General features: G+C 43.9%; 18 protein-coding genes. 15 read left to right on the top strand and 3 right to left on the bottom strand.

The window, feature by feature from the left end; genetic code table 11:
• Nucleotides 1–95: 95 nt before the first annotated feature.
• Nucleotides 96–641, bottom strand: a complete 546-nt coding sequence (locus DWZ61_RS09960) for a hypothetical protein (protein ID WP_117465624.1) — start codon at nucleotides 639–641, stop codon at nucleotides 96–98.
• A gap of 193 nt (nucleotides 642–834) precedes the next feature.
• Between DWZ61_RS09960 and DWZ61_RS09955 the strand changes: the two genes are divergently transcribed.
• Nucleotides 835–2,199, top strand: coding sequence for an MATE family efflux transporter (locus tag DWZ61_RS09955; RefSeq protein ID WP_118538308.1), 1,365 nt, complete (start codon nucleotides 835–837; stop codon nucleotides 2,197–2,199).
• On the opposite strand, the gene DWZ61_RS09950 is transcribed toward DWZ61_RS09955, so the two are convergent.
• The gene (locus DWZ61_RS09950; RefSeq protein WP_118538306.1) at nucleotides 2,120–4,108 is read right to left on the bottom strand and encodes a sugar-binding domain-containing protein; all 1,989 of its coding nucleotides are present in this window, start codon (nucleotides 4,106–4,108) and stop codon (nucleotides 2,120–2,122) included. The genes DWZ61_RS09955 and DWZ61_RS09950 overlap by 80 nt on opposite strands.
• A gap of 144 nt (nucleotides 4,109–4,252) precedes the next feature.
• On the opposite strand from DWZ61_RS09950, the gene DWZ61_RS09945 reads away from it, so the two are divergent.
• From DWZ61_RS09945 to DWZ61_RS09935, 3 genes are all read left to right on the top strand, one after another.
• Complete coding sequence (locus DWZ61_RS09945; RefSeq protein WP_118538304.1) at nucleotides 4,253–6,073, top strand: ABC-F family ATP-binding cassette domain-containing protein; 1,821 nt, start codon at nucleotides 4,253–4,255, stop codon at nucleotides 6,071–6,073.
• A gap of 265 nt (nucleotides 6,074–6,338) precedes the next feature.
• The gene (locus DWZ61_RS09940; protein WP_118538302.1) at nucleotides 6,339–7,889 is read left to right on the top strand and encodes an RNA-binding domain-containing protein; all 1,551 of its coding nucleotides are present in this window, start codon (nucleotides 6,339–6,341) and stop codon (nucleotides 7,887–7,889) included.
• 192 nt (nucleotides 7,890–8,081) lie between these two features.
• Entirely contained in the window at nucleotides 8,082–9,353 is a 1,272-nt protein-coding gene (locus tag DWZ61_RS09935) for an AAA family ATPase (RefSeq protein WP_118538300.1), read from the top strand.
• Between the two features lie 213 nt (nucleotides 9,354–9,566).
• Here the strand turns inward: DWZ61_RS09935 and DWZ61_RS09930 are convergent, their stop codons facing one another.
• Nucleotides 9,567–10,403: an AraC family transcriptional regulator gene (locus DWZ61_RS09930; RefSeq protein WP_118538298.1), complete on the bottom strand. Its 837-nt coding sequence runs from the start codon at nucleotides 10,401–10,403 to the stop codon at nucleotides 9,567–9,569.
• Nucleotides 10,404–10,586: 183 nt separating this feature from the next.
• On the opposite strand from DWZ61_RS09930, the gene DWZ61_RS09925 reads away from it, so the two are divergent.
• The 11 genes from DWZ61_RS09925 (at nucleotide 10,587) to DWZ61_RS09875 (ending at nucleotide 20,866) form a co-directional block, all read left to right on the top strand.
• Nucleotides 10,587–11,279 (top strand): ABC transporter ATP-binding protein, encoded by a 693-nt coding sequence (locus tag DWZ61_RS09925; RefSeq protein WP_118538297.1) that lies wholly within the window; start codon nucleotides 10,587–10,589, stop codon nucleotides 11,277–11,279.
• 126 nt (nucleotides 11,280–11,405) lie between these two features.
• Nucleotides 11,406–12,266 carry an ABC transporter ATP-binding protein gene (locus tag DWZ61_RS09920; RefSeq protein ID WP_182427046.1) on the top strand — a complete coding sequence of 287 codons (861 nt, stop codon included), beginning with the start codon at nucleotides 11,406–11,408 and terminating at the stop codon, nucleotides 12,264–12,266.
• Nucleotides 12,256–13,962, top strand: a complete 1,707-nt coding sequence (locus DWZ61_RS09915) for an ABC transporter ATP-binding protein (RefSeq protein WP_118538293.1) — start codon at nucleotides 12,256–12,258, stop codon at nucleotides 13,960–13,962. Before DWZ61_RS09920 ends, DWZ61_RS09915 begins: the two co-directional genes overlap by 11 nt.
• A gap of 381 nt (nucleotides 13,963–14,343) precedes the next feature.
• A complete protein-coding gene (locus DWZ61_RS09910; protein ID WP_118538291.1) occupies nucleotides 14,344–15,747 on the top strand; it encodes a GGDEF domain-containing phosphodiesterase in 1,404 nt (467 codons plus the stop codon).
• Between the two features lie 274 nt (nucleotides 15,748–16,021).
• Nucleotides 16,022–17,173 carry an ATPase, T2SS/T4P/T4SS family gene (locus DWZ61_RS09905; protein ID WP_118538289.1) on the top strand — a complete coding sequence of 384 codons (1,152 nt, stop codon included), beginning with the start codon at nucleotides 16,022–16,024 and terminating at the stop codon, nucleotides 17,171–17,173.
• A 95-nt stretch (nucleotides 17,174–17,268) separates the two neighbouring features.
• Nucleotides 17,269–18,135, top strand: coding sequence for a hypothetical protein (locus DWZ61_RS09900; protein ID WP_145985619.1), 867 nt, complete (start codon nucleotides 17,269–17,271; stop codon nucleotides 18,133–18,135).
• Between the two features lie 17 nt (nucleotides 18,136–18,152).
• A complete protein-coding gene (locus tag DWZ61_RS09895) occupies nucleotides 18,153–18,977 on the top strand; it encodes a type II secretion system F family protein (RefSeq protein WP_118538285.1) in 825 nt (274 codons plus the stop codon).
• A 35-nt stretch (nucleotides 18,978–19,012) separates the two neighbouring features.
• The gene (locus DWZ61_RS09890; protein WP_022312159.1) at nucleotides 19,013–19,219 is read left to right on the top strand and encodes a hypothetical protein; all 207 of its coding nucleotides are present in this window, start codon (nucleotides 19,013–19,015) and stop codon (nucleotides 19,217–19,219) included.
• Between the two features lie 13 nt (nucleotides 19,220–19,232).
• Nucleotides 19,233–19,598, top strand: a complete 366-nt coding sequence (locus DWZ61_RS09885) for a hypothetical protein (RefSeq protein ID WP_117465618.1) — start codon at nucleotides 19,233–19,235, stop codon at nucleotides 19,596–19,598.
• On the top strand, nucleotides 19,558–20,214 hold the full coding sequence (locus tag DWZ61_RS09880) for a hypothetical protein (protein WP_118503823.1): 657 nt from the start codon (nucleotides 19,558–19,560) through the stop codon (nucleotides 20,212–20,214). The genes DWZ61_RS09885 and DWZ61_RS09880 overlap by 41 nt, the downstream gene beginning before the upstream one ends.
• The gene (locus DWZ61_RS09875; RefSeq protein WP_118538283.1) at nucleotides 20,177–20,866 is read left to right on the top strand and encodes a hypothetical protein; all 690 of its coding nucleotides are present in this window, start codon (nucleotides 20,177–20,179) and stop codon (nucleotides 20,864–20,866) included. The genes DWZ61_RS09880 and DWZ61_RS09875 overlap by 38 nt, the downstream gene beginning before the upstream one ends.

The following is a 20,866-nucleotide window of genomic DNA, read 5'->3' as shown; positions in this document are numbered from 1 at the left end:
AGTATAAAAATAGAACGAAATAACCTCTTGTGTGAGCAAGCTCCCACCGAGGTGTTCCACTCTATTTTTGCATGGCTCGTAGCTAGGCTAACTTTCTATTTAGCAGGAGATTTCTTCCGGGCTTTCACAACATACACAATGGCGATCGCCACATCCGCACAGTAGATAAAACATCCGATCCCCATGAAGATGGCACCCGGCAGGGAGACAAGCCTTTCTTTGCGCATGCGAATACTGCAGCCGATGGAACTGATGCCGGTGAGCAGGATCGTCAAAAGATCAATGAGTACTGCCCACAGGAGAAAGCCGATGCCCCAGACACTCATGGCAAGTCCGATGAAACCCAGGATAAAGTGCATGATATAAGCAGGAATCTGAATTCCTTTGATGATCAGGTTCATCCGGGCAGCCTGCCCTGCAGTCAATTTTCCCCTGGCGGTCTGTACCGCATTGACGATTACGATGACAAAGGAATACAGGTTATAGATGACTGCGATGATAAGCAGGACAAGCAGGGAGATATCCGTGGTATCCTCTGGCAGTACGCCTACAAACAGGAAGAAGACAGCAAGAATCAATACATAAATATAAGGATAGATAATTACAGGTATCATTTTCAGATATTTCAAAAATTCGTTCATGACAATTCCCCTCTCATAATAACAATGCTTGTAAAAAAATGACAAAAAGAGTATAGCAAAAAAACATAAAATGTGCAAAAAAAGATATTGCTTTTTTGGAGCGCCGCGTATATACTCTCAACGATAGAAATAACAGGAAACACTGATAAATTCAGTGCTTGCGGTTGATTTGAAAAATGGAGAGGTTATTACCATGACAAAAGACCTGACAAAAGGCAGCCCCATGAAACTTATCATCAGCTTTGCTGTGCCGTTATTATTCGGATTTTTATTCCAGCAGTTCTATAATCTGGTAGATACCATGATCGTAGGACGGTTTCTTGGTGTGGATGATCTGGCGGCAGTAGGATCTACCGGATCTATTAACTTCCTGGTGATCGGTTTCTGCATGGGTGTCTGTAATGGATTTGCCATCCCCGTGTCCCATAAATTCGGTGCCGGAGATTATGTGGGCATGCGCAAATATGTGGCCAACTGCGCCTGGCTGGGACTGGCATTTTCCGTCATCATGACCGTTGTAACAGCGATCCTGTGCCGGGATATTCTGGTATGGATGAAGACACCCGCCAACATCATTGATGGGGCGTATAACTATATTTTTATTATTTTCATCGGTATCCCTACAGTGTATCTGTATAATATCGTGGCAGGTGTGATCCGTGCAACCGGCGACAGCAAGACTCCTGTGGTATTCTTAGTGCTGTCTTCCGTTATTAATATTGTGCTGGATCTGTATTTTATCATATCCCTGCACATGGGCGTGGCGGGGGCAGCCTGGGCAACGGTGATCTCCCAGGGAGTCTCAGGTGTGGCATGTCTGGTCTATATGGTGAAAAAATTCGAGATCCTGCGAATCCACAGGGAAGAATGGAAAGTGGACGGACATATGATGATGGTGTTGTGCGGCATGGGAGTTCCTATGGGGCTACAGTATTCCATTACCGCCATTGGCAGTGTAATCTTACAGACTGCAGCCAATACCTTAGGTTCTGCGGCAGTTGCGGCCATGACTGCAGGCGGCAAGATCGGTAACTTCTTAGCCTGTCCTTTTGATGCCATGGGTTCCACTATGGCAACCTACGGTGGACAGAACGTGGGAGCCGGCAAACTGGACCGTCTTGGCAAGGGACTTAAATCCTGTGTACTGTTGGGGGTAGGATACTCTGTGATCGCATTTTTGATTGCAGTATTTTTCGGCGGTCCGCTGGCGCAGCTGTTCGTGGACGGCGGCGAGGCAGAGATCATTGCCAACGTGTGTGCTTTTCTGTTATGGAATACGGCATTCTATATTCCGCTTGCACTGGTGAACATTGTCCGTTTCCTGATCCAGGGTATGGGTTTCCCGAAATTCGCCATTTTAGCAGGTGTCTTCGAAATGATCGCCAGATCCTTGGCAGGCTTTGGACTGGTGCCAATCATCGGCTTCACCGGGGTATGCCTGGGCAGTCCCATTGCCTGGATCATGGCGGATGCATTCCTTATTCCGGCTTATTTCCATGTGAGTAAGGTGCTGCAAAAGAGGATGGTGCCGCAAACGGATGTCCCACAGGCAGTTTGACGATACGCCGGTCGTAAGTCACCAGACCGTTCACCTCTTCTTCCACATCGGAGAGCTGCGTATATACCGCACCGCTCAAGCCCTTTGAGATCAGAGGAAATAATTGTCTGGAAAATAACTGCTTTAGGGCAGCAGCCATCTCCTCCGGGGTGTCATATTTCTGATATCCGTAGACCCGGTCCACACTGGAATGCCCGTCGATGTGACAGGCGTAGCCACCATATTCCGAGATAACGAAAGCCCTTTTTTCATCCAATTTTACCTGTAACGGACGGAAGTAGTTATGAATACTGCGGAAATCCCCGCCTTTCTGGTCGAACCAGCCGCTGGCATGGTCTATCGGACGGGTGGGGTCTTTTTTTGCCACCATTTTCGCAATACGGGCAGCATCGAACTGTCCCCAGCCTTCGTTGAAGGGCACCCATACGGCGATGGAAGGGACATTGTACAGATGATCTATGGTGTCTAAACATTCCTGCTCCCAGCTTTTCCGGCCTTCCTCGGAGCTACGGGAGAACAGTTCGTAATGATTGTCCTTCGTGTGGGCGGACATGTGGGGGAATAATGTTGGCATATAACACACCCAGGGCATATGATAGGTAGAGCCGCCGCTGACCATATCCTGCCATACGATCATACCCAGACGATCGCAGTGGTAATACCAGCGCAGAGATTCGATCTTGATATGTTTCCGGAGCATGTTGAATCCTAGGCCTTTTGCAAGGTTAATATCATAGACAAAAGCCTCATCGCAGGGAGCAGTCATTAGCCCGTCGGACCAGTAGCCCTGATCCAGGATCCCATGGAGAAAATAAGGTCTGTGATTCAGGCAGAAGCGAGGGATGCCCTTAGAATCTGGCTCTACGGAGTAGCAGCGCATGGCAAAATAACCATCCACGGTATCCTCATCGGCGTTCAGGGTAAAGGGATACAGCCAGGGGTGTTCCGGGCTCCAGGGCTTGAAATTCACCGGCTCCGGCACATCCGCGGGAGCTGTAGCGGAATAGGTGACGCTGGCGGGAAAAGAAAGTACTACCGTGGTATGCGTGAGCCCAAAGGAATCCTGTTGCTCGGAAATTTTACGTACACGCATCCGCGTGAGTGAACCGGTATTTTCCTGCGCGAGGGTTCCGTCGCAGGAGGGAATGTTCACCCGGAATTCCAAATGGTTGAACGGCTTCGGAGAACACAGAACGAAGGTTACGGAAGCCTTGTTGTACTCCGGGGTGATCTTATAATTGATCACATAGTTTTCCGGAACCCATTCGTACCAGACACTCTGCCAGATGCCGCTCTGGGCGGTGTAGAACATGCCGCCGCGGTTCAGGGTCTGCTTGCCTCTGGTGGCGTAACCGGTGTCGGTCAGATCCCGGACTTTTACATAGAGAGATACCGGATCTGCGTTTACATATTCTGTGATGTCTAAGGAAAAAGGAAGGTAGCCCCCGCTGTGAGTGCCAAGCCGCTTTGTGCCGAGGAAGACGGTTGCTTCCTGATCTACCGCATCAAAATGCAGAATGCAGCGCATAGTTTCCTCTTTTTGGGAAAGCTCTTCCGTGGTAAAAGAGAGTTCCCGGTGGTACCACAGGTACTCCGTGGGCTCCAGCCGTCTGTGAACTCCGGAAAGCAGGGCTTCCGGAGAAAAAGGCACCCGGATGGAACCCTGAGCGGTAAAATACGCAGGATCCTCCGAAGAACTGCTCCCATCTGCGGGCACAAAAGCATATTCCCAGAGACCGTTCAGCGTATGGTAATCCGTTCGTTTCATTTGCGGACGGGGATATTCCGACAGGATATCGTCATAGGAACCGGAGCGCATCATCATTTCACCCCAGGGAGTATAGAGGGGATGAAGGATGTCTTCCGGGTGCGCCTGATTCAGATTCGCAGCAGCATCTTTTAAGTTCATGCGAAAACCTTCTTTCCTAAAATAGATTATTTATAGTATACTACATTTGGAAAGCATAGCACATGAAAAATGATACGATTCTTTGAGAAAAAAGTTTAGATAAGCCATCCAGAGAATTCATTCAGAAAATATGAGGTAGTACAGATGAATATATTGACTGTTGATAATATTACCAAAAGTTATGGAGTACGCAAGATTTTTGACGGAGCCTCCTTTTTCCTGCAGGAAGGGGAAAAGGCCGGAATCATTGGTATTAACGGAACCGGAAAATCCACTTTGTTAAAAATGATTGCCGGGCTGGAGGAAGCCGATGATGGCACCGTGATCAAGGCAAACCATTGTCTGGTGCGTTATCTGCCGCAGAACCCGGAATTTGCTCCGGAGGAGACGGTGCTGGAGGCAGTGCTGCGTGGCAATCGTGTGGAGGAAAACGCCGGAACCATCGAGGCGGATGCCAAAAGCATGCTGACGAAACTGGGGGTTACGGAATTTGATCAGCCCTGCGGGCAGCTGTCCGGCGGACAGCGCAAGCGTCTGGCACTGGTATCGGTACTGTTGTCCCCGGCGGATATCCTGTTATTGGACGAGCCTACCAACCATCTGGACAATTCCATGTCTGACTGGCTGGAGGATCAGCTGCGCCGCCGCAAAGGCGCTATGATCATGGTCACTCACGACCGCTATTTTCTGGACAGTGTCACTGACCGGATCCTGGAACTGGACAAAGGGAAGATTTATTCCTATGATGCCAATTATTCCGGCTATCTGGAACTGAAAATGCAGCGGGAGGAGATGGCACAGGCCAGTGAGAAAAAGCGCCTGAATATCCTACGCAATGAGCTTGCCTGGGTACAGCGGGGCGCCAGAGCCCGCTCTACGAAGCAGAAGGCCAGATTGCAGCGTTTTGAGGAATTGAAAAATGTGAAGGGACCCGTGACGGACGGCAAAGTGGAATTGACTTCCGCAGCATCCAGACTGGGCCGTACCACAGTAGAGATCGAGAATGTATCCAAAAGCTATGGCGATAAAGTGTTGATCCGTGATTTTACCTATCTGTTCGGCAAGGACGACCGGGTGGGATTTATCGGCCCTAACGGCAGTGGTAAAACCACGCTGATGAAAATGATCCTGGGTGAAGTGGCTCCGGACAGCGGACATATTGAGATTGGGCAGACCGTGAAGCTGGGATATTATGCCCAGGAGATCGACGACACCATGATGCATCCGGAGCAGAGAGTCATTGATTATATCCGGGATGTGGCAGAATATATCACCACGGAGGATGGACAGATCACGGCAGCGAGAATGCTGGAGCGGTTCCTGTTTTCCGGGGAAGACCAGTACGGACAGCTGGGAAAGCTGTCTGGTGGAGAACGGCGCAGACTGCAATTATGCAAGGTACTGATGGGGGCACCCAATGTCCTGATTCTCGATGAGCCTACCAACGATCTGGATATTGCCACCCTGCAGGTACTGGAGGATTATCTGGACACGTTCCCAGGCATCGTCATCGTCGTGTCCCATGACCGGTATTTTCTGGATCGTGTGGTCCGCAGGATCTTCGCCCTGGAGGATACCCGCATGGTGCAGTATGAGGGCGGTTACACAGATTATGCCAATAGGAAAGCTGCGGAGGGGAACACAGAGAGCACAGGAACGGCGGCAGCATCCCAGCCGAAGAACGCCGATGAGGAAACTACTTCTAAAAACTGGAAAAACGGACAGAAACGCAAATTAAAATTCACTTACCAGGAACAGAAAGACTATGAATCCATTGAAGGCGAAATGGCAGCATTAGAGGATAAGATCTCTGCGCTAGAAGCGGATTTTTCAAAATATGCAAGTGATTTTGTAAAGCTGAATGAATTAACACAGGAAAAAGAGGCTGCGGAACAGCAGCTGGAAGAAAAAATGGAACGCTGGATGTACTTAGAAGACCTGGCGGCAAGAATTGCGGAGCAGTAGAGATTAGTTTAGTGGATAGTATAAAATAAAGTATCTTTCTGGACAGAAGTTAGTTGAAATCTACAATATATTTGGCCTGTCTAGAAAGTATGGAAATGAAAGCAGTTGGGTGGTATTTGGATGAATTATTGGAATATGTCATTGCTAGTAATAGATGTGATGAGTTATTGCGTTATCTGTTTAGTTTAATAGAGATAAGTTTAGGGATTTTTTAAAACGGAGAACTCTCGGAGATATTAATAACCAAAAAGGCAGGTAGAAGCATATGCGAATTGAAGATATTCAAAGAATGGCCCATGACATTCTGGAAAAAGGCAGCATAGAAAATGATTATATTGAATATAAAAAGTCTGCGACTTTTAAAGATAAGATATTAAAGACAATCTGTGCATTTGCCAATAATTACATGAATAGAGAGATTGGTTTGCTGTTTATTGGAATAGAGGAAGTAAATGATCCAAAGACGGGAGAAAAAGCCATTCCGAAAAGACCTATTTATGGTATAGAAGAATCGTTGATAGAAAGTACAGAAAATTCGTTGAAACAATTATTGGCGAATATTTATCCTAAGGTGAGTTATCATCTGATTACAGATGTTGTTGATGATAGGAATTATATTATTGTAGCAGTAGAACCGGGAACTTCCGGACCTTATCAGACAAGTGATAAGGCAGAAAGTGACAAAGATATTTCATTAAAAGCCGGTAGATACATCAGAGTAAAAAGAGATAGCCGTTTGCCAAATTTTAAAGAGGAATATGAATTGTTACGTAAATTTGCTCATGATGTATTCAGCTCCAATTTGAATGAGACAGCAACTCTGGATGATTTGAGTTACGAATATATGAAGGAGTACTTGATTTCTACAAATGCTAGAGAAGATATCAGAAATCAGTCCAAACTGGATATGGCAAAAAGTATGGGATTAATTAGTGAAAGTGAATATGGTGGGTATCGTGCGAAAAATTTTGCTGTATTAATGTTTACAGAGAAACCAGATAAATTCATACCTTATGCTCATGTGGAAATAATTAGGGAAGCTATTGGAACGGATAAGATGGAAGCTAAAATTTTTGATGGTCCGATTTGGATACAGGCAAAGCAGGTTAGTCGATATTTTAAGGACAATATTATGGCTTCCTATACTGTTAGGGATAGCGAGACGATAGAACATAGAATCGTTTATAATTGGCCATTAACGGTTTTTGAGGAACTGGCAACAAATTGTATTTTGCACAAACAGTATGAGTCACCTAATTATATCGGTATTTATATTTATAATGATAGAATAACATTTGTGAACCACAATCGGCCTGTGCCTCCTGTTACAATTGAGGCAATGAATAAAGAAACCCGATTTGATGATCGGCAGTATTTGAATCCGGAGCTAAAAGAAATGTTTTTTGCACTGGATTTGATAGAGTCATATGGTTCGGGAATTCGACGTGCGAAGGATGCATTAAAAGAGAATCATTCACCGGAATTGCAATTTTTGCCGGATAACGACACTGATGATTATACAATGGCAGTGGTCATGATTAATGATGAATTTGCAGCTATTCGTGAGGAAGAGCAGAAGAGTTCGGATGTCACCAAAGAAATTACCAAAGAAATTACCAAAGAAATTACCAAAGAAATTACCAAAGAAATTAAGAAGTTAATGAAAGAAAATCCGGCAATTAGTGCTAATGAAATAGCAGAGATGCTGAATGTGAAAGCAGAGGCAGTGCGCTATCGAATTAAATTGATGAAGAAATCTGGAGAAATTACAAGAAAAGGTGCTACTAAAGCCGGTGAATGGGAAGTAATTGAGTAAAATAAAAAATTGACAACTAAAATGAAACAAATATTTATCTGCTTTGTGTAGTGCTTATGATTAGGAGAAAGGGTATGGCATGGGTTGAATTTAATAATGATGTATATTCGAGAAATAAAGTAAGAGTGTCAAAAGTTATTATTGCCATTATATATAAAATGAGAGCCAAAAACTATGTAAAGGACACGTAAGATGATAATAGATACAGTAGAAATTTCGAATTTAGGATTATGGGAAAATTTATTTTTAAAATTTGATAAAAGTATAAATATAATACAAGGGGAGAATGGGGTTGGGAAAACAACTTTACTTGCACTATTGTATTCATTATTTCACGATTCTGGAATAATCAAATTTACGAATAAAAATCAAGAAGCATATATATGTATGAATTTGCATGATTCCAAAGAAAAATTAGTTTTAAAAAAGGTATATAAAAAAGGACAATCTGGATATTTTGTATCATCTTTTGCAGATATAAAGAAAATTGCAAGAATGGAAGAAAACAAGGTGTTTATTTTTAGTGGAGAATTTCTGGATTATGATTGTCAATTGAATACTAAAATGATAAAGAATGCGATGAAATTATTAAAAAATGTTGATATGGAAAGGTATTTTTCTTTGGCATATGAAGGGGTATATATGTCTCAAGGTCAACAAAGCGTTATACAAATTTTAAATTTGCTATATCTTATTCCTTCAAATAGTATTATATTATTAGATGCACCTTTTGCTAAAGTGGATTCAAAAATTAGAAATAATTTGATAGAAGTTATGAAAAGATTAAAAGATGTTCAAATTATTTTAACTACCACTATAACTGAAGAAACAGAAGAAAATGTAATATACTTGATAAGAACCTGCAAAGATATAATATCTACTCGACCTCAATTTGATTATAATAAAATTTTTAAAAATAATATGAAGCAAATAATGAGGGGGCAAGAAAAAAACGAAGAAGGAAAAATAATTGTAAAGTATATGTTAAATCAGGAAGTGAAGGAAACTGAAAAGAGAAATATAGAGTATAAGGAAATAAAGGGTAGTAGTCCAATAAACGCTATAATTGATGTTGCTGAGATATACATTAATGCTTTTTTAAATAGTCGTGTCGTTGGTATAGGAACAATAAAGTGGGGGATAAGTGATAAAAGAATAGTGAAGGGAGTAAAATTATCTAAAGATGATCAGGATGTTATAAGTAGAAAGATAGCTGAAAGAGTCGGACAGATGAAACCATATGTAAGCTCAGATTGTGTTGAAGTTATATTTCAAAACATAGCTGACGAGAGCAAGATTATTGAGGAGTTGTATGCTGTAGAAGTAGTAGTAAAAAGTTGGACAAATGACATTTTATTTTCTACGTCCAAAGGAGAGGTATATATAAAGACAGAAGGTGGAAAGAAAAAATTAGATGCATATGGAATTCAGGAAGAACTGAGAGGACGTTTGAATGGATTTTAAAATATAAAATAATTTTGCATATTGTGTTTACTTTGAAAAATAGCAATGCCCAAGAAAAAGATTTCAGAGCATATAATACAATACCAGAGAAACCAAAGAGCAGATTTCAGAAGTATGTAACGAAAAGGTAAACGGATTGATTAAAACCTCTAAGTAAGGCTTGATACCCACAAAGAAATTAGTTAAAGGAGCAGACAGAAAAAGTCTGTTCTTTTATTTATTTATCTGCTTTCTGTACTTTAACGGAGAAACACCAACAATTTTTTTAAATGAATCAGAAAAATAATTGCTGTTGTCATAACCGCATTGACCGGCAATCTCCATAATGGGCAGATTTGTATTAACAAGTAATGCCATGGCATGAGAAATTTTTATCCCTGTGAGGAAACGGGAGTAGGTGGTATCCAAACGGGATGTAAACAGTCTGGAAAGATAGGAATCAGACAGGTGTACTGCCTCTGCCGTTTCTCTCAGGGAAGGATCCTCTACATAGTGGCACTGAACGTAATGGATTGCATTTATTAAGGAAAAATGAGTTTCTTTCAGAATGACATCATTTTGGGAAGAAAACGTTTGTCCGCGTAATGCTGTTACGAAAAATTGTATAACAAGTCCCTGAATAATGGTATTGGAGTAATTGTCATAATTATTCCATTCATGTTCTATAAGTTTAACGAGCTGATCGATTTGTTCGATGGCCTGTGGAGTGAGAGTAATGCTGATTTGGTCATAAAGCATATTAAAACGCTCCTGCCCGATTACGGAAATGATATATTCTGCCACGGATTCCCGAAATTTTATATCAATATTTTCATAGATTCCCTCAGAAATATAAGTAGTACGATGTATGAGATTTTTGTGAATGAACTGAATTGTGCCGGGATGTACAGTTACCGTTTTTTGAGGAGTAATGATGATACGGTCCCCGGAAATCATATAACCAATGCCGTACATATTTTCATAGGATGCAGCGGTATTCATAGAGTAATGGTTGTCACGTTTCTTATGATTTACCTTGAAATTGTAATCTGGATGGATTGGTGCCGGCACGGTAATTCTCCTTATGCGTATTTAATGGAATAACAGCTTTATTTCTAAAATATATCAAAAAAACTGAAAAATCAAGCATTCTATCTGTATATACAGAGGTTTTCTTCAAAAAACTGATGTACCATTTGGGAGAAAAGAAGAGATGGTGTTTCCAGCATAATTTACGTTAAAGGAGAAGTACGAATGAAGCCTTTTATGACCACTAAAAATCCGAAGCTTTTGGATCCCATTCGAAAATATTGGTATCTTTGTTTCTTATATATAATTTTTTCTTATCTATTGATTCGGATAATTGTGATTGGAAGTAGTAAAATTGCTGACGCTACGGACAGTTTATTTGCCGGAGAAAAGGCTGCCTTGCTGGAGTTTATGATTCCATTTATTATTCTCATGCTATTGGGAGGGGCAATAGCTTTTGGCAAGAGTTATTCCAAGAATACCTTTAGTATCTGCATGCAAACAGATATACGCAATATGTTGGTGAGTAAGCTGGTAGAGATTCGGATTCCGTATTTCGATACAGAAGGAACGGGAACTTTAATGAATAAACTTTTGTCGGATATGTACCAGACGGAGGCATTATTTGCGGAGGGCATCCCGGAGCTTTTCGTAGCGATAATTACTATAATAACTGTGTGCAGTTACATAGGATTACAAAGTGTACGTCTGTTGTTGGTGACAATGATCTGCTATCCGTTGCTGTTTTGGAGTGCAGGGAAACTGACCAAAATGGTTGGGAAAATAGCCGTAGTGCGCAGGCAGTTGTATGATGAATTGGAAAATTCTGCTTATGATGTAATTCAGGGGATTTCAGTGGGCAGGACCTTTCATTTATATGAACTCCAGAAGAAACGTATTTTTGATATAGCAGATTAGATTGTGCGGAATGAGTCATGCCGAACCAAGGTGCTGGCAATGAATTTTGTTGTGAGGGATTTGGTGCGATGGATACCAAAACTCTGCTGTTATTTGTTCTGCATTTATGAGGCCTGTCATGGAAGGATGACTGTTGGCACAATTTTAGCCTATTCAATGCTGCTGGATCAGATTTCAAAACCTATGGGAAATATCCCGGGTCGGATTGCTTCTATCCGAGAGTACAGTATTTCTATAAAAAGATTACAGGAGATTCTTGATCAGGAAGAGGAGGTGTCTGGAAAAGGCGTTTTTGCGCCTGAAGGTGAGAGCGTCCTGGAACTTGAGCATGTGAATTTTGGGTATTCAGAAGAAAAGCAGATTTTGAAGGATATTAGCCTGACCATAAAAAGGGGCAGCAATGTGGCATTTATCGGTAATTCTGGTGGAGGTAAGTCTACCGTTATGAAGATTTTGTTTGGTTTTTATTATCCACAGGCCGGGCAATACCGTATTTATGGGCACGATTTTAGAGAATGGGATATGAATGCACTGCGCAAACATATCAGTCTGGTGTCCCAGAATGTGTTTTTGTTCCCCGGAACGATTGCCCAGAATGTGGCGTATGGTAAGATTGGTGCTGCCAGAGAAGAGATCATAGAGGCTTGTGAAAAGGCGAATATTCATAATTTTATTATGAAACTGTCTCAGGGTTATGACACAGAAGTGGGAGAGCGAGGGGCAAGATTGTCCGGAGGCCAGAAACAGAGGGTTTCTATTGCCAGAGCCTTTTTAAAGGACGCACCTATTTTGCTTTTGGATGAACCAACTTCCGCAGTGGATGTGGAGACGGAGCAGGAGATTCAGGTGGCTTTGAGAGAAATTTCACATAATCGGACGGTAATAACTATTGCACACAGACGGAACACTATTGCGGATGCAGACGAGATATATGTCTTTGAAAATGGGGAAATTGTGAGAAGGGAGGTACGGACAAATGGCATATAGTGATGTGATTATCAGACAGTGTGGACCCAGGGATGCGGACAGTGATAATGATTTACGCATCCTTTGGCGGATGTTGAAAATGATGAAGACAGGATTTATCAGATATCTTTTGGCTATTATATTCATGAGTGCAGCTTTGTCTGTTTTTGATATGATAACTGCACTCTTGTTCAAAAATATTATTTTTCGTGTAGAAAACTATGCACAGAGGAATATGTTTGCAGGACTTTTAAAGGAGGTGCTGCTGTGTGCAGGGATAGGATGTCTGATGCTTTTTATTTATGCACTGTCCTTTTATGTATATACTATGGAGGCAAAAAAGGGTGGCGCTGATTTACAAAAGGCCCTATATTCCAAATGTATGCGATTACCGTATTCTTATTATGAACAGACGGGCAGCAGCGAGTTCATGTCAAAGGTGATTAATGACTGTGAACGGGCCCAGGGTATCTATGGTTCTCGATTTCGGCGGGTATTGATGCCATTTTTGATGATGAGCTTTTATCTGACAGCAATGCTGATGCTCAGTTGGCAGGTGACGCTCTGCCTCTTTGGCGCCAGTGCTATACTGCTTGTGATAAACGGCTTGTTTATCGAACCCATGCAAAGAGTCAGTTGGGAAATGTCCACCATCAATGTATCCATTGCGGAACGAATTTCCAATATTTTGTCAGGCATAGAGCAGATTAAAATATTTTCCCTGAAATCTGTGATGGTAGAACAATATATCAAAGAAAATGAAAAGTATCGCAAAGAGCAAAACAAGAGGAACTTTATGTCTGCCAGTCTGGATGGACTGAATCAGATCTTTGAACTTCTTGGCTCGTTGGTGTTTATTGCGGTGGGGCTTGTTATGGTCAGTCAGGGAATCACTACGGTGGACAGGCTGGCAGCAGTTTATTTGTTATACGGATCTATGAGCTGGAATTTGTTACAGGTGGGACTTTATATTCCGTCTATGGCAAATTATCTTGCAAATGCTAAAAGAGTGTTTGAGTTTCTGGATATGGAGGAAGAACCTGAACGCTATGAGAGTGTATCGGCGATTTCCTTCCAGGGAGATGCGGAAATCAGTATCCGGGATGTAACCTTTTCCTACGATGGCAGGCAGGATGTTTTGCAGCATTTCAATTTGGATATTCCCAAGGGAAAATGTGTGGCTCTTAAGGCAGAATCGGGGAAGGGCAAGAGTACCATTGCCAAGCTTATATTGGGCCTGTATCCTGTAAAGGAAGGAAAAATCTTTATCAAAGGAAAGGCTTATGAAGAATATCCTTTAGCAGAGGTACGGCAACTGATAGGTTATGTGCCTCAGGAACCATATCTTTATGACGTAAGCGTTGCAGAAAATATTCGCTATGGAAGGCCTGGCGCAAGTCAGGAGGACATTATCAATGCGGCAAAGCTTGCAAATGCACATGATTTTATTATGGAGCTGAAAGATGGATATGAGACTCGGGTGGGGGAACGCGGAAACCTGTTATCCGGTGGTCAACGCCAGAGAATTGCCATTGCCAGAGCTGTTTTGAAAGATGCACCTATCCTTATTTTGGATGAGGCAACCTCGGCATTGGATCATAACTCTGAAAAATTGGTAAATGAAGCATTGGACAGAATGATGGCGGGGCGGACAACGATTGTGATTGCTCACCGGGAATCCACGCTGGCCCATGCAGATCTGGTGGTAGAATTGTAATTATGATTCAAAACACGGAAAGTAGAAGTGTTATTGAAAGATACTGTGGAAGCAGATGAGAAAAAGAAAAGCTAGGGCGAAGAAAACTGACAGTCCGAAGTCCGGAATGTCAGTCTTCTGCATCGTCGGTAGCTGCCGCAACTGCGGATACCACGGAGGATACTACGGCGATCACTACTGCCAAAAGGATGATCAAAAGTCCGCCGGCTAAAAGTAAAAACATAAAGTACGCTCCTCTCTGAAATAACTTTACAGACACCCATATTATATCATTTTTCCTAAAAAAAACAATAAAAATCGGCATATAGTAGAAAAAATCACCAAAATGAAGTATAATAAAAGCATTCATCGGGACTGGTTTATGTTTTGAGGAGGGTGCCTATGACGTATCAGAAAGCAAAAGAGGAAATCGTTGAATCTTCTCCGCAGAAAACAGATGCCGGAAAAGAAGAATTATATCTGTATTCTCTTAGAAAAATGGCGGAAGAAAATGTAGAAAATAACAGAACAGGGCTGACAAATCTGCATAATATCAATTCTTTTTTCTATCTGTGCGGTGAAATGATCAAGCAGCAGCCGGATAAAAAATACGGTGTCATAATTATGGATATTGTACAGTTTAAGGCTGTGAATGAGTTCTGCGGCAGAGACGAAGGAGACAGATTGCTAAGATTTATTGCGTCCTGCTTTGACTGGTATGAGAATAACAGGCCGGATAGCTATGCCTGCCATATCAGAGCAGATATCTTTTGCTTATGCACAAGCTATGAGGAAGTAGAGGAACTGGAAATTATTGTGCGGGAGATCAGAAAAAAGATAACTGACTTTCCGTTCGCTTACCGTGTACAACCATCCTTTGGAATCGGAATCTCACCGGAGAGAGCCCCTGCCATCAGCTATCTGAAAGATTGCGCCACGATGGCTATGAACAGTATTAAAGGCAAAGTATATCGGACATATGCAGTATTTGATGAAAAAATGCGTAGTCAGAAGATGCGAGAACGCCAGGTGGAAAATGATATCGTGTCCGCACTGGAGAACGGAGAACTACAGCTGTATGTGCAGCCCAAGGTCGATATGAGGGCCGGAAGAGTGATCGGAGGTGAGGCGCTTGTGCGCTGGAAGCATCCGGAAAAGGGGCTGGTGCCACCGGGAGAGTTTATTCCCGTACTGGAGAAAAACGGATTTATCATCAATGTAGATGAATATATCTGGGAGAAAGTGTTTGCTTATCTTGGAAAGCTGCGTAAGGAAGGCCGGACACTTATTCCCGTTTCCATCAATGTATCCCGATTGCATGCGTATGATGAGAAACTGACAGAGACACTGCTCCGTCTCAGGGAGGAATATGATGTTCTGCCGGAGTATGTTCCGCTGGAACTGACGGAGAGCGCATTCCTGGAGGACGAGGTTGGTATGTATCGCCGCATGGAAAGCCTGCGGGAGCGAGGGTTCCTGGTGTCCATGGATGATTTCGGTACCGGATATTCTACTATGAACATGTTAAAGAATCAGACATTGGATGAGATTAAGATCGATCGGGAATTCATCCGGGATCTGGAGAAAGATAAGAGTCAGATCATTATCCGCAATACCATTGCCATGCTGCAGCAGCTGGGAGCACATATCGTCATTGAAGGTGTGGAGACGGAAGAACAGAAGGAGTTCCTGTTAGGCTGTAATTGTACCGATGTACAGGGCTTTTTATTCTACCGGCCGATGCCGGTGGAGGAGTTCGACAAACTGCTTTGGCAGCAGGAACGGGAGCTGGATATGGCAAAATAGACAAAGACAAAATAGACAAATGCGCAGACCGCATTCTGACGGGCTTTTTGAAATTAACCTGACAGAATGCGGTTTTTCTTTGGCCATTCTTCCGAAAATGAGAAAATAGTTCCGGAGGCGTTGACAGATGCCACGGAAGGGAGTAATCTGCATATTACCCGACAGGTCAGTCGAGGTCAAAATTCTAAATATCAGGTCATATTCGACCAGGAATCACATAATGTATTAATTAGTGCAAAATGGATTATTTTGAGAAAAACCAACAGGAGGATGTATGGAGGAAAGAGAAAACAAAAGGGAAGAAACCGCCTCTGATGCAGAATTGCAGAGGCTGGTAGAAGATTTTATCACACAGAAACAGGTGCTTTTGATCCAGGTAAAAAAGGGTGTGTTGGGCAAGGAGGAATTTCTGCAGGAGGCAGGAAAACATATCGATCAATATTATCATTTCCCGGCAACGAAAAGGAAAAGACTTTTAAAATCATTTGAACAATATATTTTCGGTTATTCCAGACTGTCACCGCTCATGGATGACAAAAGCATTTCGGATATCCGGGTGGTGAGTCATGACTGTATCCGGATCAAGAGAGAAGGAAAACGTATGGATGCCGGAATTGCCTTTGCTTCGGAGAAGGAGTACCGGCAGTTTATTGATTATGTGGCAACCAGAAATCAGGTGAATATTTCTAACCTGAATGCGATCCAACGGTTTACGGATACAGAAAGTCATCCGGACTTTATCTTTCGTTTTACCCTATCCATGCCCATTGTCAATACCTACAGCGAACCTTATCTGTGTATCCGGAAGGTGCCGAAGAGTTTTCCCATGATGACAGAACTGGTGGAGAAAGAGATGCTGGACAGGAATACGGCAGAACTGCTGGTGCAGAGGTTCCGACAGGGATCGACCCTGATCTGCGGAGGAAATTCTTCCGGTAAAACCACACTGTTAAATGCGTTGAAGGAGACGCTTCCGGATGATATGGCAATTCTGGTGGCACAGCAGGCGGATGAGCTGACCACACTGTTTCATCCGGATATGATGTTCCTTCATTCGCTTCCGGGAACCTCGGAAAGCAGTGTGAATTATGATTTAAAGCATATCAGTATAGCGGGACTGACGATGGACGTGGACTTTTTTATCATAGGTGAGGTGAAGGGAGGAGAAGCGCTGTATCTGTTGAATGCGGCGTATACAGGACAGATCTGTGCGGCTACGGTACATGCACCCTCTGCGGACAGGGCACCGGAGAAGATCGTGGACTATGCAATGTATGACAGTCGTTATTCCCGCAACGAATTAATGAAAATGATGGACTGCTTTCAGACCCTGGTGTTTATGGAACATTACCGGGTGAAGGAGATCTTCGCCTGTCTGGGGTGGAATGCGGAGAAAGAGAATCTGGAGTATGAGAGATTGTTTTGACCATTACATGAGAGGAGAAACTTATGATCATATACGTATGGATCTTTTGTTTAATATTTACGGGTTTTCTGCTTCTGTTTGGAAGGATACGGTGGGTGGAGACAGCAAAAAGCCTGCTGTCCCGGACGAAAAAAGGGATGGATCAGTCGGCAAGACTGCGGGTGTTGGAAAACCGGCACAAGCTGCAGGAGCTACAGCGTAACAATACCTGGATCTGCCGGGTGGAAGAATTTCTCTGTTATTGCGGTATGCGGCGCAGATTTCCGGCGTGCACCCCGGAGAAATGGATCGCAGGAAATCTTCTGGGAATGACGGTGATCTTTGGAGTGTTGCTTGGGAGCAGTGGGAAATTCCTGATAGCTTTATCGGGGATAATGATAAGCGGAGCAGTGGAATATCTGTTCCTGAGCACGCTGCGGGCAGAAGAATTGCGGATGACCAATGAAAATCTGCTGAAATGTCTGAATTTCCTGGGAAATTACAGCCTGACAGCGGGAGAGATCACCATGATTCTGGGTCAGGTGAGCCGTTATGTGGAAGAACCGTTAAAGGGAGCACTGGAGGAATGTGCCTATGAAGCACAGACGACCGGAGATAGTTCGCTGGCACTTTTGTCCATGGCAGAACGAATAGAACATCCCAAGATAAAGGAACTGGCCAGAAATCTGGAGATCAGTATCCGCTATATGGCAGATCTGACCACACTGGTAGACAGCAGCAGACGTTCCGCAAGGGAGTATCTGCGTATGGAAGAGGAACGTAAAGGGATGCTTCGAGAGGCAGGTATCAATATGGCGTTGCTTCTGGGAATGTCGGTATTCGCCCTGCTGACGGTGGACCGGCTGATCGATGTGTCGGTCTGGAAAATAGTATCCGGGACTTTACCGGGGCATCTGGCAGTGGGTGTCTATGGACTGATATTGTTTCTGTTTTTGCGGAAACTGTATGGTTTTCGCCGCTAGTCAGGGAGGTGTGGAGAATGAGCTGGAGAGTTATCTGGATTCCCGAACTGTTGGGAGCGGTGCTGGGAGGAATTTTTGTGTTCCGGCTGGGTATGGGAACAATGCCGAAAACGGTGTTGCATGCCTGCGAGGAATTTACCGGAATGCTGCGGGAGAGCCGAAGGTATGAAAACTGGGTCACCGGAACAGAAAAGAAATTAAGGAAAAACGGTGCAAAATTTCACTATGGGAAGAAAATTACACCGGTAAAATACCTGCTGATGCGCCTGTTTCTTTCTCTTGGCGCAGTACTGACACTGGAATCTATCGGCTGGGGATATGCACTGCTTGCGGCAATGGGACTGTATTATGTGCCGGAACTGTTATTGCTGTACCTGAACCGACAGGACAATCGTAAGATGATGCCGGATCTGCAGCTGATCTATCAGGCACTGGAGGTACAGACCTGTGCCGGAGTCTATGTAACGGATGCCTTGACGGAATGCTGCCAGAGCGTACGGACGCAGAGATTACAGCAGGCATTGATGGAACTGTCCGGAGATCTGGTCATACAGTCGGATCTGGTTACGGCTTTGTCTGACTTCCAACAGAAATTTGACAACCGTCAGATCGATGCATTGTGCATTACCCTGATCCAGGCAGGAGAGTCGGGGCAGGCGGTAGATCTGTTGAAGGACATGGGAGAGCAGTTGAAGGATATGGAACTTACGGTGCTTCAACAGCAAAAAAGTGCTCTGGACCGTAGTATTACTTTTTATCAGCTGGGAATGCTGGGGGCGGTACTGGGAATCATTTTATATGCCTGTGTGGGATATATGTTCCGGGCAGTGGTGCAATTCTGAAATACCAATAAAACAAAACAAGAAAGGGACAAAATATGAAGAATTTACAGAGAATCTGGGGAAAAGTAAAAGAACATGCCTTACGGCAGGAGCAGGGGATCGACGGGATCCTGGTCACTGTAGGTCTGTGTATTATTGCACTGTTATTGTGCGTGGTCATGAAGGACAGTCTGACAACGTTTATACAGACCATTGTAACAGCGATGCAGACCAAAGCGGCAGATATCCTGACAGGGGTATAGGATAGGAGAGAAGATGACGGAACGAGGGAAACAGCCAGGGAACATAGGAGAGCTGCTGACGATGGGCATGTGTGTGCTGGCACTGACGGTAGTGATGCTGAACTACCTGCAGAATGTGCAGCTGCTCCAGGCAAAAGAGAATGTAGGACAGCTGGCGAGGGCCTATCTGCTGAAAATGGAAACGGTAGGATATCTGGAACCGGCGGAGCAGGCACACCTCACGGCAGAACTGGAGACGGCAGGACTGACAGAGATCGATTATGAGGGAAGTACTTTGGAACCTGCAGGATATGGGGAACGCATTATCCTGCAGATTCACGGAAAGCTGGGCGGACATTATGAAATACGGGAAAAGAGAGTATCGACTGCCAAAAACTGAGAACCGGCAGGAGACAGGAAAAGCAGAAAGCGGACAGGTTTCCTGGGTGCTGGGATTGTTTCTGATACTGTTTCTGGCAATTTTGTTGTATATGCAGCTGCAACTGGCAATGTACAAGGCATCTGCACGGTATCTGGAAGATGCATTGGCACTGTCCAATCTGGCATCGGCAGTCATTGACATCCGGGAGTATGGTAGCACACATAAGGTACATATCACAGATCAGGAACAGGCGTATGCGGGATATTGTTCTGCTGTCCGTGAAAATCTGGGGTTAAATGAAAATTATGAAGCAGTAGGTCACAAGCTGATTTCCGGAAAGGTAGAGATACGAAATTACATTATCTATAATGTCACGGGAACAAAAGTGCAGGTGTGGGAACGAAACGGTGACGGAAGGATCCTGGAATGGGAAGGAACCCTGGGAGAAGTGAGGACTCCGGGGGGACAGACCATTGAGAATACCGGTGTGTACAGTGAGATCACATATCCGGTGGAAGGTTTTCTGGGAATTACAGTAACTGCTGAAAAAAGTAAGCTGGTAGATGTGGTCAGTGAATATATGGGAGAGGAAACGAATGAAAAAACGGAAGATGAGTCAGGCGTGGAAGAATAGAATCTGGAACGGAAGTATCCTGGCAGCGTTTGTGGCGGCTATGGCAGTATTTGTTTTTTTGCTGCAGACAGAAAAGAGAGTGCTTACGGAATACGAAAAAGAACAGGTATGCGTGGTAACGGCGGCAATTCCCAGGGGAGAAAAAATCTCCGCGGAAAATGCAGAGCAGTATATTACAGTCATGGAAATCGACAAAAGAATTGTGCCGGAGACTGCACTGAAAAGCACAGAGGCGGCAAGCGGAAGAATAGCGGCATATGGAGTGGAACAGGGGATGGTACTGACTACAGGCATGCTGCGGGCACTGTCGGAGATCACAGAGCAGATGCGGGAACCTGTTATAGCCGGATTCCGCGCCGAAGATCTGTACCAGGTAGTGGGAGGTGTCCTGCGTGCCGGAGACAGGATCCATATTTATTGTGTGGAACAGGAGGAAGAGAAACAAAACGGGAAACTGTTGTGGGAAAATGTGTTTGTCCAACAGGTGTTTGACCGGAATGGAGCTGCAATCGGCGGTGATGATGGGACAACTCCGGCACAGAGAGTAAATATCTATATGGAAAAAGAAAGGGTGGCGGACTTTTATGCTGCACTGGCACAGGGCTCCTTGCGTGTGGTCAAGGCAGAGGATACGGATAGGCAGGAGGAATGA

The sequence above is a fragment of the Clostridium sp. AF34-10BH genome (assembly GCF_003478095.1).
GTDB lineage: Bacteria > Bacillota > Clostridia > Lachnospirales > Lachnospiraceae > Acetatifactor > Acetatifactor acetigignens.
This window is presented reverse-complemented; position numbering and strand designations above follow the sequence as displayed.

Excerpts from the sequence above, each read along its gene's own strand:
- DWZ61_RS09935 (WP_118538300.1), top strand. The coding sequence starts at position 8,082 with ATGATAATAGATACAGTAGAAATTTCGAATTTAGGATTATGGGAAAAT.
- DWZ61_RS09955 (WP_118538308.1), top strand. The coding sequence starts at position 835 with ATGACAAAAGACCTGACAAAAGGCAGCCCCATGAAACTTATCATCAGC.
- DWZ61_RS09925 (WP_118538297.1), top strand. The coding sequence starts at position 10,587 with ATGAAGCCTTTTATGACCACTAAAAATCCGAAGCTTTTGGATCCCATT.
- DWZ61_RS09910 (WP_118538291.1), top strand. The coding sequence starts at position 14,344 with ATGACGTATCAGAAAGCAAAAGAGGAAATCGTTGAATCTTCTCCGCAG.
- DWZ61_RS09895 (WP_118538285.1), top strand. The coding sequence starts at position 18,153 with ATGAGCTGGAGAGTTATCTGGATTCCCGAACTGTTGGGAGCGGTGCTG.
- DWZ61_RS09905 (WP_118538289.1), top strand. The coding sequence starts at position 16,022 with ATGGAGGAAAGAGAAAACAAAAGGGAAGAAACCGCCTCTGATGCAGAA.
- DWZ61_RS09875 (WP_118538283.1), top strand. The coding sequence starts at position 20,177 with ATGAAAAAACGGAAGATGAGTCAGGCGTGGAAGAATAGAATCTGGAAC.
- DWZ61_RS09960 (WP_117465624.1), bottom strand. The coding sequence starts at position 641 with ATGAACGAATTTTTGAAATATCTGAAAATGATACCTGTAATTATCTAT.
- DWZ61_RS09920 (WP_182427046.1), top strand. The coding sequence starts at position 11,406 with ATGACTGTTGGCACAATTTTAGCCTATTCAATGCTGCTGGATCAGATT.
- DWZ61_RS09885 (WP_117465618.1), top strand. The coding sequence starts at position 19,233 with ATGACGGAACGAGGGAAACAGCCAGGGAACATAGGAGAGCTGCTGACG.
- DWZ61_RS09940 (WP_118538302.1), top strand. The coding sequence starts at position 6,339 with ATGCGAATTGAAGATATTCAAAGAATGGCCCATGACATTCTGGAAAAA.
- DWZ61_RS09950 (WP_118538306.1), bottom strand. The coding sequence starts at position 4,108 with ATGAACTTAAAAGATGCTGCTGCGAATCTGAATCAGGCGCACCCGGAA.
- DWZ61_RS09945 (WP_118538304.1), top strand. The coding sequence starts at position 4,253 with ATGAATATATTGACTGTTGATAATATTACCAAAAGTTATGGAGTACGC.
- DWZ61_RS09890 (WP_022312159.1), top strand. The coding sequence starts at position 19,013 with ATGAAGAATTTACAGAGAATCTGGGGAAAAGTAAAAGAACATGCCTTA.
- DWZ61_RS09915 (WP_118538293.1), top strand. The coding sequence starts at position 12,256 with ATGGCATATAGTGATGTGATTATCAGACAGTGTGGACCCAGGGATGCG.
- DWZ61_RS09880 (WP_118503823.1), top strand. The coding sequence starts at position 19,558 with ATGAAATACGGGAAAAGAGAGTATCGACTGCCAAAAACTGAGAACCGG.